At 59.7% G+C, this 12,649-nt stretch carries 10 protein-coding genes and 2 pseudogenes; 3 read left to right on the top strand and 9 right to left on the bottom strand.

What is annotated here, in order from left to right:
• The 3 genes and pseudogenes from IBX54_RS07690 to IBX54_RS07680 form a co-directional block, all read right to left on the bottom strand.
• Nucleotides 1–2,192: type I restriction-modification system subunit M (locus IBX54_RS07690; protein ID WP_296542081.1), on the bottom strand; the 2,192-nt coding region annotated here is incomplete at its 3' end.
• 264 nt (nt 2,193–2,456) lie between these two features.
• Nucleotides 2,457–2,860, bottom strand: a pseudogene (locus tag IBX54_RS07685) (IS3 family transposase); the annotation flags it as partial.
• A gap of 53 nt (nt 2,861–2,913) precedes the next feature.
• Nucleotides 2,914–3,303: a hypothetical protein gene (locus IBX54_RS07680; protein WP_296542080.1), complete on the bottom strand. Its 390-nt coding sequence runs from the start codon at nt 3,301–3,303 to the stop codon at nt 2,914–2,916.
• A gap of 269 nt (nt 3,304–3,572) precedes the next feature.
• On the opposite strand from IBX54_RS07680, the gene IBX54_RS07675 reads away from it, so the two are divergent.
• From IBX54_RS07675 to IBX54_RS07665, 3 genes and pseudogenes are all read left to right on the top strand, one after another.
• A complete protein-coding gene (locus IBX54_RS07675) occupies nt 3,573–4,385 on the top strand; it encodes a class II glutamine amidotransferase (protein WP_296542079.1) in 813 nt (270 codons plus the stop codon).
• A gap of 66 nt (nt 4,386–4,451) precedes the next feature.
• A pseudogene (locus IBX54_RS07670) lies at nt 4,452–5,204 on the top strand (AEC family transporter).
• A 149-nt stretch (nt 5,205–5,353) separates the two neighbouring features.
• Nucleotides 5,354–6,151: a class I SAM-dependent methyltransferase gene (locus IBX54_RS07665; protein ID WP_296542078.1), complete on the top strand. Its 798-nt coding sequence runs from the start codon at nt 5,354–5,356 to the stop codon at nt 6,149–6,151.
• Nucleotides 6,152–6,175: 24 nt separating this feature from the next.
• Here the strand turns inward: IBX54_RS07665 and priA are convergent, their stop codons facing one another.
• The 6 genes from priA to IBX54_RS07635 form a co-directional block, all read right to left on the bottom strand.
• Nucleotides 6,176–8,341, bottom strand: a complete 2,166-nt coding sequence (gene priA, locus IBX54_RS07660; protein WP_296542077.1) for a primosomal protein N' — start codon at nt 8,339–8,341, stop codon at nt 6,176–6,178.
• Between the two features lie 361 nt (nt 8,342–8,702).
• Nucleotides 8,703–9,812, bottom strand: a complete 1,110-nt coding sequence (hemE, locus tag IBX54_RS07655; RefSeq protein ID WP_296542076.1) for a uroporphyrinogen decarboxylase — start codon at nt 9,810–9,812, stop codon at nt 8,703–8,705.
• 59 nt (nt 9,813–9,871) lie between these two features.
• Complete coding sequence (locus IBX54_RS07650; protein ID WP_296542075.1) at nt 9,872–11,059, bottom strand: cytochrome b/b6 domain-containing protein; 1,188 nt, start codon at nt 11,057–11,059, stop codon at nt 9,872–9,874.
• Between the two features lie 49 nt (nt 11,060–11,108).
• Nucleotides 11,109–11,594: a diheme cytochrome c gene (locus IBX54_RS07645; protein ID WP_296542074.1), complete on the bottom strand. Its 486-nt coding sequence runs from the start codon at nt 11,592–11,594 to the stop codon at nt 11,109–11,111.
• A gap of 11 nt (nt 11,595–11,605) precedes the next feature.
• Nucleotides 11,606–11,995 carry a DUF1924 domain-containing protein gene (locus tag IBX54_RS07640; protein ID WP_296542073.1) on the bottom strand — a complete coding sequence of 130 codons (390 nt, stop codon included), beginning with the start codon at nt 11,993–11,995 and terminating at the stop codon, nt 11,606–11,608.
• 39 nt (nt 11,996–12,034) lie between these two features.
• Entirely contained in the window at nt 12,035–12,496 is a 462-nt protein-coding gene (locus tag IBX54_RS07635; protein WP_296542072.1) for a cytochrome C, read from the bottom strand.
• Nucleotides 12,497–12,649 lie beyond the last annotated feature (153 nt).

The following is a 12,649-nucleotide window of genomic DNA, read 5'->3' as shown; positions in this document are numbered from 1 at the left end:
GTCTTGATGTCAGCCGCGCTCAGTTGGCCGTATTTGGCCGCTACCTTGGCAGCCAGCGCCTTGGTGGCCTCTTTCACGGCCTTGCTGGCGGTGGCTTCCTGCTCGGTCAGATCAACATAGGTTTGCAGCAGCTTGCGTTCTTCACCTGCATCTTTGTCGCGCTTGATGTCCGCCAGTCGGGCCTTGGCGCTGACCTTGGTGAGCTTGCCCTTGTCGTTCTTGGCCTCTGCCAGCAGGCCATCTTCGCCACCGTGTTCCTCGTCCAGTTCTTCCATCTGGCGGGTAATGGCATCGCGCTCGGCTTCCAGTTGCTCGATGGCCTTTTGCTCGGCGGCGAAGTAGCGGGCCACGATCAACGCAGGTGGGATCAGATCGGTGTTGGGCTTGCCGGCCTGCACCGCCTGCCAGCCGTCGGCCACGATCATCCAGGCGTCATCCTGCAGGGTCTCGGCCCAGTAGTCCATCAGGTGCTGGTACACGCCGTAGGGGTCGATCAGGGAGGCAATGGCTTCATCTCCTCGAAAGGTTTCCAGCAGGCGCTCAGACAGTGCCTCAATCAGCACCTTGGGCCGGTCACCTTGCCCGATGCCCGTCAGCAGCGGCGTGTTGGCAGCTTTCCAAGTATCAAACAAGTGGGTCACGCGCGTGTTGAAGGCCGTGAACTCGGGGTGACCAAAGATCGCGGCCTTGACTTGGGCGGCTTCCACCTTGGGCCGGCAATAGCCGGGGCGGTCAGCGGCAAACAGGTCTTGGCGCACATGGGGGAACACCTGCCAGTAAGCGGAAAGACCGTCAATGTCGGCATCAGGGATGCCGCCCAGCAGATGCGCAGCGATGTCTTGCAGGTCTTCTGGCTCGGTGCTGTCAATGTAGCGCGGCAGGTTCAAGTTGAAGTCGTTGGCATCAACTTCAGCCAGCGGCACCATGCGCGCATATTTGGGCGTTTCCAGTTGCCGGTTGAAAGTGTCCACAATCTTGTGGATGTCCTGCGCGCGCAGTCGGTTTTTATTGCCGTCTTTGATGAAGCCTTTGCTGGCATCGATCATGAAGATGCCCTTGCGCCCGGCCGCGCCTTCTTTGTCGAGCACGATGATGCAGGCCGGGATGCCGGTGCCGTAAAACAGGTTGGCAGGCAAGCCAATGATGCCCTTGATGAAGCCCTGCTTCAGGATGCGGCTGCGTATGCCGCCTTCGGCTCCACCCCGAAACAAAACGCCATGCGGCAGGATGACTGCCGCCTTGCCTGTGCTTTTGAGGCTCTTGAGCATGTGAAGCAAAAAGGCATAGTCGCCGTTCTTTTCGGGCGGAATGCCGTACTCAAAGCGGCCGTACAAGTCGTTGACCGGGTCAAGCCCGCTTGTCCACGCTTTGGTGGAAAACGGCGGATTGGCCACCACAAAGTCAAAGGTTTTGAGGTGTCCGTCTGTATTTTTGAAGTGCGGCCGGGACAAGGTGTTGTCCTGCCAAATTTCAGCCGTGGGGCAGTCGTGCAATACCATGTTCATGCGCGCCAAGGCGGAGGTCGCGTTGTCCATCTCCTGCCCGTACAGCGCCAAGTCCAGCCCTGTGCGGCTTTTGGCCTCGTCGTGCGCCTTGAGCAGCAGCGAGCCGGAACCGCAGGTCGGGTCATAAATGCTTTGCCCCGCGCTGGATGCCCGACCCAAATCAATCACCAAGGCCATGGTACGTGAAACCTCAGACGGGGTGTAAAACTGCCCCTTGCTTTTGCCCGACTCGGTGGCAAAGTGACGCATCAGGTACTCGTAGGCCTCACCCAGCAGATCGTCGCCCTCGGCCCGGTTGCCGCCAAAGTCCAGCCCTTCAAAGATGGCCACCAGCTTGGTGAGCCGGTCCACCATGTCCTTTCCCTTGCCCAGCTTTTCTTCGTCGTTGAAATCTGCCACGTTGATGGCGCCTTGCAAGCTCTCGTTAGCCACCGCCAGCCGGGCAATGATCTTGTTGAGCTTGTCACCAATTTCCTTGTCGCCCTTGGCCGCGACCATGTTGGCAAAGCTGCCGCCAAAAGGCACGTCAATCAGGGCATTGGCATCACCTGCGTACTTGTCAGAGACGTATTTGACGAATAGCAGGATCAGGACGTAATCCTTGTACTGGCTGGCGTCCATGCCGCCACGCAGCTCGTCGCATGATTTCCAGAGGGATGAGTAGAGTTCTGATTTCTTGATGGCCATGGTGATGAAAATTCCCAGTTGCCGGGTATCTTATTGGACTGGAAAACGCCATTTTTGGGTTTGCATCGTCATGGAGGCGCATTGGTTGGGCCGGAAACACCAAAGTGAAGATTCTTGGATGAACTGAAAGGCCAGATTGATCGAAAGTCTCCCCGTGGCTGACGCTTCTGTCACTTTTTTAACTTAGGAGCTTAGCGATGACCAAAAACACCTCTCAACCCAAACTGATCTTGCCCCTGTTTTGCGTACTCCTTAAGCCACCCATTATGCGGACTTCCTGGCTTGCTGCTGGGCCGCTATCCAGCGTTGCTCGAACGTCATTGGGCTGACGTAGCCCAGCGTTGAGTGCAATCTCTTGTGATTGTAAAAGTTGATCCAGTCGGTGACCTCATCCATGGCCTCTGGCGTGAAGTTTTTCGCCAGCAAGTTTTCTGCAATGGGCAGCTTGTGTTTGCTGTCGGTAGTCACGACATATTTCTTCTTGCCCTTGCCGTCGCTCTTTTTTAGATGTCACGCTCCATCTTGACCCTGGATAGCTCCGCGCGCAGCCGGGCCAGTTCCGTTTGTTCCTGGCTGACAGGCTTGTCGCCTGCGCCAGTGAGTTGGCCTTTGCTGCTGAGTCGAAGCCAGTTACCAAGTATCTGCGTCGGCACGCCCAGTATCTTGGCCGTCTTTCCTTTTGCTCATTTCGTGTTCTCCAATGTCTGAATTTGACCATCAGCTAAGGAGTACGTTTTTCGGGGGCAAGATCAGGTAGCGTGCTCAGCGGTACCTGGGTTGCGCTGATGCCGGGTGGCAAGTCGGCCAGCAGGACGTAGCGGCGCATCTGGCTGGCACTACACGTGCTGCGAATCTGAATCGCCACGATGGGTTCGGTCACAACGTCTGGCAGTTGCAGACGCAGGTGTTGCGCCCGAACCGTGATGCGAGGGGTTTTTTGAAGTGCCTCGGCATAGTAGATGTCAGCGCTCACGCATCCTGCGGCAATCGCTTCGTCCTGATCGGCCCGCAACGCAATGCGCAGGTCCAGCGGCATGCCGATCCAGGCGTCGCCTTGCACGTCGCCGAGCGTCAGCCCATGCGCGGCCAGAACCGAACCCGTCATCAACACGGTCAATAACCTGGCAAGGCTTCGCAGATGGGTTTTCAAGACAGTTTTTATCATGTGCCTTTAAGGGTCTGGCCTTGTCAATTTTTTCCGGTAGGACGCAGCGCCGAAATTGCGTCCGTCATAATTAAGGCTTGCGATTTGCGACAGCGTAACCGGAGTCGATCGCCGCGCGTCGTTGTGGCGTGCCAGGCAACGTTTTTGGGAGCAAAAAAATAGTGCTTGGGCATGTCGCAGGTGCTGCCCTTTAATTTTGAACAGGCCGGGATTTTATGTGCCAACTGCTGGGGATGAACAGCCACTTGCCGGCCAGCCTGACGCTGAGTTTTACCGGATTTTCGCAGCGCGGCGGCTGCACCGATCACCATGGGGATGGCTGGGGCATCGCTTTCTTTGAGAGCGACTGCGCCGCCACTGGCAAGGGCATCCGCCATTTTGTGGACAAGTCCAGTGCCGCCAGTTCGCCCATTGCGCAGATGCTCAAGAGCTACCCCATCAAGAGCCACAATGTCATCGCGCACGTGCGCAAGGCCACGGTGGGTATGGTGGCGCTGGAAAACTGCCATCCGTTCGTGCGTGAACTGTGGGGCCGCAACTGGGTTTTTGCCCACAATGGCGATCTGAAAAATTACGCCCCCAAACTGCATGGCAGTTTTCACCCGGTGGGCAACACCGACAGCGAACAGGCCTTTTGCTGGCTCATGCAAGAGCTTGCCAAATCACATGCCGGTGTGCCCTCGGTGGCCGAACTGAGCTGCACCCTGCGCGAACTGGTGCCGCAAATTGCCCGGCATGGCACGTTTAACTTTTTGCTCAGCAACGGCCAGGCCTTGTGGGCGCACGCCACCACCCAGCTGCATTACGTGCTGCGCGCCCATCCATTTCACCCGGTGCACCTGAAGGACGAGGATGTCAGCGTCAACCTGGCTGAACTCAACAGCCCGCAAGACCGTCAGGTGATCGTGGTGACCGAGCCGCTGACCACCGATGAGGCCTGGGTTGCCATGCAGGCCGGTGAACTCCATGTGTTTGTCGATGGCATGCTGGCCGATTGCCGCATGGCGGGCCCGGTGCAGGTGGCCTGACTGCACTTGAACCGGGCGCTGGGCCAACATGGCGGCCAAGGCTCCAGCCCCTGAGACAATGCCGTTTTGCTACAAATCTTCGTCATTACCTTTCCCTTTTTCGCGCTGGTGCTGTGCGGCTACCTGGCTGCGCGCTGGCGCATGTTGCCGCTCGAGGCCATTCCCGGGTTGAACGGTTTTGTGCTGTTTTTCGCCCTGCCGTGCATGCTGTACCGCTTTGGCGCCAGCACGCCGATCGGGTAACTGCTTGACGTGGGTGTGTTTACCACCTGGCTGCTGTGCGCGCTGATCACGGTCGGCTTCACCGTGGCGGTCAGCCTGAATGCGCATTGGCTGGAACGACGCCGCGTTCGGCGCGCTGGTGGCTGCGTTTCCCAATTCGGGTTTCATGGGCGTGCCGCTGCTGGTGGCCATCATGGGCGCGGCATCGGCCGGGCCGGTGATCTGACCATGGTGATCGACATGGTCGTGACCGCCTCGCTGTGCATCGCCCTGTCACGGCTGGATGGTGCTGACGAGCACGGTGCCGTCAAGGCCTTCAAAAAAGCCCTCAGGGGCGTGCTGGCCAACCCCATGCCGTGGGCCATTTTTCTGGGCGCGCTGGTGTCGGTGCTCGGCTGGCAGCCACCCCAACCCGTGGCGCAGACCATTGGCCTGCTGGCCGATGCGGCCTCGCCGGTGGCGCTGTTCAAACTGTTTTTGCATCCGCTGCTGGCCGAGCGCTTTGGCGCCGACAACGGGCGCATCGCGCGCATCATTCTGGTATCGACGGCGGCCGCGTTCGTGACGTTCTCACTCACCGTTTCACTGATGGTCTAGACCGGTCGCGCTGACTGTTTTACCTTGGCCTCTTTGTTTTTTGATTTAAATCAACACAGTTTCTCCCCATGGGCGTGTAATCGGTCCTGGATATTTTTACTCCCCTGGATTGTTTCCCCCCCCTCTCCCCCGTTATCTGAAAGAACGCAATGTCTGACTGGTTTTCTTATACCGTCTTTACCGTGGTGGTGGTGCTGGCCAGCACCGCGCTGTTTTTCTTCATCCTGACACGCGGCGCGCTGCTCATGCGCGGTGCCATGGGGCGCCTGTCTCATGATGCCGCCCACGTGTACCCCATTTACTCCAATATGCGGCTGATCAGGCTGGTCGATTGGCAACCGATCATCTCGGCGATATTGCTGTTCCAGTACAGCAGGCTGGTTTCCATCATCACGCACGGTTTGCAGCATACTGATTTACAGGGCCAGCAGGTGTTGATCACCTCGTGTGCCTTTGGCAATGTGATTCCAAGGGTGGTCGAGGCATCGGTCAAGTCGGGTGCCAGCAAGGTGCTGATTGCCGACATCATCCAAAACGAACTCGACCACGCCCAAAGCAAGCTGGGCGACTATGCGGGGCAAATCGTTTATACCAAGGACAACGCCGTTGCCATGCAGCAGCCTGATGCCTCGGTGCAGGCCAACGTGATGTTTTTCCTGCTGCACGAGTTGCCACATCATCTGAAAATCGAGGCTTTGAAAGAAGCCATGCGGGTACTGGCTCCGGGCGGCAAGCTCTATCTGGGCGAGTTTCACCGTCCTCGCCCGTGGTTGTTGCGTGCCCTGAGCTGGACTTATTTCAAGGTCTTTGAACCCTATGGCCTGGCGCTGTGGAGCACCCACGACCCGGTGCTGCAACTGCAAGCCATGCCCGGCGTGAGCGTCGAGCGTCACACCGCTTTCTTCGGCAACTTCCAGGTGATCGTGGCGACCAAAGCCGCCGCCTGAGCAAAACCAATTGCCATCGGCCGCTCAGATATTGAGCGGGTCCACATCAATCGCCCAGCGCAGCACGCCTTTGCATTCGGGCAAGGCGCGGGTGCTGTGCAGCACGCCTTGCCACGCCGTCAAAAACCGCTGCAGGGCGGCGCGTGACGGGCTTTCCACCAGCATTTGCGCGCGTTCCACATCGGCAATACGCGCGATACTCATGGGCACAGCCGGGTAGAGCGTGAGGTGTGCCAACAGCGCCGCCGTGTCAGCTTGCCCGGCAGCGGCCTGGCTGGCCAGGTTCAGGAAGGCTTGCGCGGTTTGCTGGCTGCGTGCTTCGGCGCGCACCAGCGCCTGAAAGCTGAATGGCGGCATGGCTGCTTGCTGGCGTTCTTTCAATTGCGAGGCGGCAAAAGCGGGGTAGTCGTGTTTTTTAAGCGCCTCGTACAGCGGGTGTGTGGGGTGATGCGTTTGCAGCCACATTTCACTTTGCTTGGCCACTGCCTCGTCGCGTCCGGCCCGGCCCGCGGCCTGCATCAGCAGGCTGAACAAGCGCTCGGGAGCGCGAAAGTCGCTGGAAAACAGCGCGTTGTCGGGGTTGACTGCCGCCACCAGCGTGATACGGCGAAAGTCGTGCCCCTTGGCAATCATCTGGGTGCCAACCAGCACGTCCACGTCACCCGTGTGCACCTGCGCCAGCTGGGACTCAAGTGCGCCCTTGTGGCGTGTGGTGTCGGCATCGATGCGCACGATGCGCACCGGCTGGCCGTCGGGGCGGCGGGTGTCGGCCAGCAACATGGCCAGTTGCTCCTCGAGCCGCTCGGTGCCGCGCCCAAGCGGCGCAATGTCGGGGTTGCCGCAAGCCGGGCAGGCGCGCGGCACGCGCTCGCTCAGGCCGCAGTGGTGGCAGCGCAGGGTGCGGTCGATCTTGTGGAACACGCGGTAGGCGCTGCAGTGCGGGCATTCGCTCTTCCAGTCGCAGTCGGTGCATTGCAGCACCGGAGCGTAGCCGCGCCGGTTCAGGAACACCATGCTTTGCTCGCCGCGCGCGATGCGCTGGGCAATGGCGGCGAGCAGCGGCGGCGAGATCACGCAGGACTTGGGCTGGTGGTTCATGTCCACCCGGCGGACCAGGGGCAGCTGACCACGGCCGATGCGGCTTGGCATCTCAAGGCGCAGATAGCGCCCGCCCTCTGTGGCCGGGCGGCTGTGGTGCCAGCTCTCCAGCGACGGTGTGGCCGAGCCGAGCAGCACTTTGGCACCCTCCAGGCGGCCGCGGTAGATGGCCAGATCACGCGCCGAATAGCGCGCGCCTTCGCCGCTCTTGTAGCTTGGATCGTGCTCTTCATCGACGATGATCAACTTGAGGTGAGGCATCGAGGCAAACACCGCCATGCGCGTGCCCAGCACGATGCGCGCCGTGCCGCTGTGCGCTGCCAGCCAGCTGTTAAGGCGTTGCGCTGGCGTCATGCCACTGTGCATCGACACCACGGCGTCGGCACCGTAGCAGCTGGCAAAGCGGGCTTTGAAGCGGTCTTCGAGCTGTGGCGTCAGGTTGATCTCGGGCACCATCACCAGCGCCTGCGCATCGGGCGAGCTGGCCAGCAGCTCGGCGGTGCATTGCATGAAGACTTCGGTTTTACCGCTGCCGGTGGCACCAAACAGCAAAAACGGCCCGGGGTTTTGTTGAAACTGCCCGATCACCTGGCGCTGTTCGGCGCTGAGCACCATCGGCTGGCCTGCGCTGTCGTCATTCGCGCCTGGCGCAGGCCAAGGGTCTTTGGGCGTGTCTGAAGCTGCTGCCGCCTTGGCGAGTTTTTTGAGTTTGCGCGCCAACTGCACGCTGCTCAGGTCGCGCAGTTGCGGCGGCAGGGCGGCCAGCGCCACTTCGCCCGCGGCGCGCTGGTAATAGCTGGCGGCAAAGCTGGTCAGCGCGCGCCAACTGGCACTCAGGGGTGGCAGCGCATCGAGTGCGGCGGCAATCGGGCGCAATTTGGCGGGGTCGAGCGTGGCGTCGGTGGCTTGTGCCGGGGTGTGGTCCCACACCACACCGAGCAACTCGCGCTGACCCAGAGGCACGCGCACCAGGGTTCCTGGCGGCAGCGGGGTGTCGCTCAGGTAGCTCAGCGCGCCCGCCATCTGACTGTAGGCCGGGGTGTGCAGCAGCACCTGAGTCAAGGCGGTGATTGGTGCGAGTGGTTGCGGCATTTTGTTCAAGTGAACTTGCGTAAATGACCTTAAGTACTTGATTTTGAGCGTATTTATCAGTCATCCAAGTTATCTGTGGATAACTTTGTTGATAACCACTCATCAATGCCTGCGAGCCCTTGAAAATCAAGGCCTCGCTTAAGCTGCACAGAAAAAAGGCAATTTAAAAAAGACTTATAGATCAATGGCTTGCAATCGCTATGTCTTTTGTAGCGAGAGGCTGGATGCCGCCCCGCTTTTCTGCATTGCATCACCAATTTTGTGCATAAGTGACGAATTATTTTGAGGTTTGTGCCTCAAAAAGCTTAAAAAAGTGCTAGCAGTCCGGGCCGGACACACGGTGGCGCAGCCGCCTCAGTGATCAGCTGGCGCTACGCAGCTGGCGCGAGTGACTGTGCACTGCCTGCACCAGCGCTGCCACATGCTCGACTGGGGTGTGCTGACTGATGCCATGCCCCAGATTGAAGATGTGCGTGGGGCCGGTGCCAGCGCCGCTGTGCGGGGTGCCAAAGGCGTTCAGCACCTTGACCACCTCGGCCTCGATTTGCGCCGGCTGGGCAAACAGCACGTTGGGGTCGAGGTTGCCCTGCAGGGCCTTGCTGCCACCAACGAGGGCGCGGGCCTTGGTCAGGTTGACGGTCCAATCCACGCCGAGCACGTTGCAGTCGAGCTGCGCCATCTCGTCGAGCCACAGGCCGCCGCCCTTGGTGAACACAATGCTGGGAATGCGTGCACCGTTGTACTCCTTGTGCAATTGCGCCAGCACCCGGCGCGTGTAGGCCAGGCTGAATTCCTGGAACGCGCCGTCGGCCAATACGCCGCCCCAGCTGTCAAACACCATCACCGCCTGGGCGCCAGCCTCGATCTGGGCGTTGAGGTACTGCGCTACCGCATCGGCGTTGATCTGCAAGATGCGGTGCAGCAAATCGGGGCGGCTGTACAACATGGTTTTGACCAAGCGGTAATCGTCGGAGCCGGCGCCTTCGACCATGTAGCAAGCCAGCGTCCAGGGGCTGCCGCTGAAACCAATCAGCGGAATCCGGCCGTTCAAGGCTTTGCGGATCGAGGTGACGGCATCGAAGACGTAGCGCAGCTTGTTCATGTCGGGCACTTCGAGCTTGGCAACGGCCGCTTCATCGCGCACCGGATGGGCGAACTTTGGTCCTTCGCCCAAGGCAAACGACAGCCCCAGGCCCATGGCGTCGGGCACGGTCAGGATGTCGCTGAACAAAATGGCGGCATCGATCGGAAAGCGTTCGGTGGGTTGCAGGGTCACTTCAGTGGCGTAGTCGGTGTTCATGGCCAGCCCCATGAAGCTGCCGGCTTTGGCACGGGTGGCACGGTATTCGGGCAAAAAGCGTCCGGCCTGGCGCATCATCCAGACTGGCGTGTAGTCTGTAGCCTGGCGCAAACAGGCGCGCAGAAAGGTGTCGTTCTGCAGGGGTGCGTAGGTGGTTGTCGTTGAGTTCATGGCGTAATTGTCGCACCACATAAGGCCCAAAAATGCGCCAGAGCGGCAAACCTGGCGGCTCAGCGCCTGGATGCCGCGGAACTCGCTGCGGCTGCAGGGGCCTTGGGAATGTGCATGGCGCCGTCTTCAAAAGTGCCGGCATCGGCATCGGTATGGCAGGCCGCGCAGTTGGTTTTGCTCATCACCAGCGGGTTGGCCCAGTCCGAGGCGGCAATTTCGCGGTGTTTTTTCATCCAGTAAGGCGTCTCTGTGATGCGCAGCGGTGTCTCAGCGGACGGAATTGACTTTTCAATTTTGTAGGCCGCTTCCACCGCATGCTTTTCCGCCGCGTTGTCAACCATGAACTGCAGCACCGCTGCCACCGTTTCGGTGTCCAGCCCGAGGTCGGTGCCGAAGTGCTGGTCTTGTTCGGCCATGATCTTTTGCCAGGATCGGCTCGGTAACAGCGCCGGGTAGAACACCGCATGGCAACTGCCACATTCGTCACGCCACAGGGGATCGTCCGGCAGCGTCTTGCCGACAAATTTCACGTGGGGCGCTTCGCCTGTACCGTCTTCCATATTGATGTGCCAGCTCTGGTCGTCAATTTGTCGGTCGATGGCATAGGCGAACCACCAGCCACCAAAGCCCAGCATGGCCAGCAGCATGCACGCGGCCACCCAGGTGTGCGGTTTGGCACGGGGCGTGCCGGGGTCGGCCATCTTGAAGCCGGTGACCATGGAGCGCGCCAGATTTTCGTGGTGCAAGACACTTTCCACCACAACGCCCGTGATGTGGCCGAAGACCACCGCCAACATCAGATTGGCACCCAGCTCGTGCAGATCCTTCAGCCACTCGACTTGTGAAAAACTGAGCCAGCCAGCGGCGATGCCTTGCTGCTCGTCGCCGCCGAGGGTCAGGATGCCGGTCAGGCCCACCACCACCGCCAAGGCCAGCAAGGTGTAAATCGCCAGGCTGCCGGTCGGGTTGTGCCCCACATGGCGTGGTGCCTTGCGCGTTGCGACTTGCTTCAGGTAGGCAAGCGCCTCGCCGGGGCCAAACCAGAAACTGGCAAAGCGCGAAAAGTGCGAGCCGGCAAAACCCCAGACCAGCCGAAACACCACCAGCCCCAGGATCAAATAACCCAGGAAGACGTGGATCGAGCGCCAGCGGTCACCATCGCTGGTGAGCCAGGCGAAGGTAAAACTGCTGGCCAGCGCCCAGTGAAACAGGCGGGTGGGAAGGTCCCAGATCAGCGTGCGTACCATGGCAGCAGGCTTTCAGCGAAGCGAGATTTGAACTGATTGAAGGTGCTGCTTACTGAGGAATTTTGATGGATTTTTCATCAAAATTGCCTTTGTCAGCGGCGCTGTGGCAGGCCATGCAATTGCCCGGACTCGTAACGGATTCGCGTTGCCAGACAGCAGGCGCAATTTCCTTTTTGTCGTAGTGCTTGGCCTTGAACCATTGCCCTTCGGTGATGCGCAGCGGCGCGGCGCTTGAGGTCCAGCGAATGGCGGCGTATTTCACCAGGTAGTCGGTGATTTCCTTGGCCTCAGCGGCGGGCAGCGACGCATCGGTGCCAAAGTGCTGGCCCAGCCCGGTCATCACTTTCTGCCACGAGGCTGCAGGCAGCAAACCGGGCGGGTAGGCCATGTGACAAGCAGCGCATTCTGTTGCCCATTTGGCGTTGCTCTGGGCGGGCATCACCGGCTTGCCACGGTTTTCGCCGTTGTATTTGACGCTAGCCGCCATGGAAGTGGTGGCCAGCACGGCCATCAGCACAGGTGTGATGAATCGCATGGGGTGCTTCCTCACTTAACCGACAGCATGTAGCTTACGAAATCGCCTTTTTCCTGGGTGGTACAGACCCTGCCCAGGGCATCGTTGCAGTTGCGTTTGAACCATTTTTCAACCTGCTTGGCATCGGTGAAGCGCTTCGGGTTGACGCTCGGCGCCAACGGGTCGATGGGCTTGTTGGTCTTGGCGTGCTTGCCCACATTTTTTGGCGAATTGGTGTGGCACGACGCGCACGACAACTGTTTCGGGCCCACGGTCTGGTACAGCTTTTTGCCCGCGGCGGCACTGAATGTGCCTTTGGTCTCAGTCTGGTAGCCATCAAGAATGGCGTTGGCGCTGGCCGCCAGGGGCAGGGCGACGGCAAGGCAAACAAGCAGGTGGGAGGTGCGTAGTTGAAAAGTCATGCGGTGTCCTTGAAGTGAAACGGAAAGCATGCCGCTGGTTCAGCGGGGAATGCGAATTTTGTGCTCGTTGAAGTCGCCGCGGGCGGCATCGGCGTGGCAGGCCTGGCAGTTGGTCTTGCTCTTGACGGCGGCGCGCTGCCAGACATCGGCTTTGACGTGGTTGGTGCCGTGCTTGCGGGTGAACCAGAACGACTTGGTGATGCGGTTCTCTGGAGGTGCTTCACCATGCTCCTTTGAAGTGGCAATGATCCAGTCGGTAATTTCCTTTTGATCGGCAGGAGCCAGGGAAGCATCGGCACCGTAATGTTGGTCGAGCGAGTCCATCACCTGCTTCCATGATGAGGTGGGCAGAAAATTTGGCCGGAAGGCGATGTGGCAGGCAGAGCATTCCTGTTCCATTTTTGGATGCAGGGACGGCAGATTACCGCCGCCATCGGCCAAGGCCAAGGTGCCAGAGCCCAGCAAGGCCAGGCTTAAGGTGAAGGATTTGAAAAATGTCATGCTTGAACCCCTTTGAAACATGGGTTCAAGCGTAATCGCCCAGCCTTAAGAATTTCTTAGCACGGCGAGTGCAGAGGCTGAACAAGATCAAGCTTTGCCTGATTGCGCTGTGGGTTAAGGTGAGAGAACGTCGTCATTGCGAACGCAGTGAAG

The organism is Rhodoferax sp., assembly GCF_014859475.1.
Lineage (GTDB): Bacteria > Pseudomonadota > Gammaproteobacteria > Burkholderiales > Burkholderiaceae_C > Rhodoferax.
Note: the sequence above shows the minus strand (reverse complement) of the source record. Positions and strands in the feature narration are given on the sequence as shown.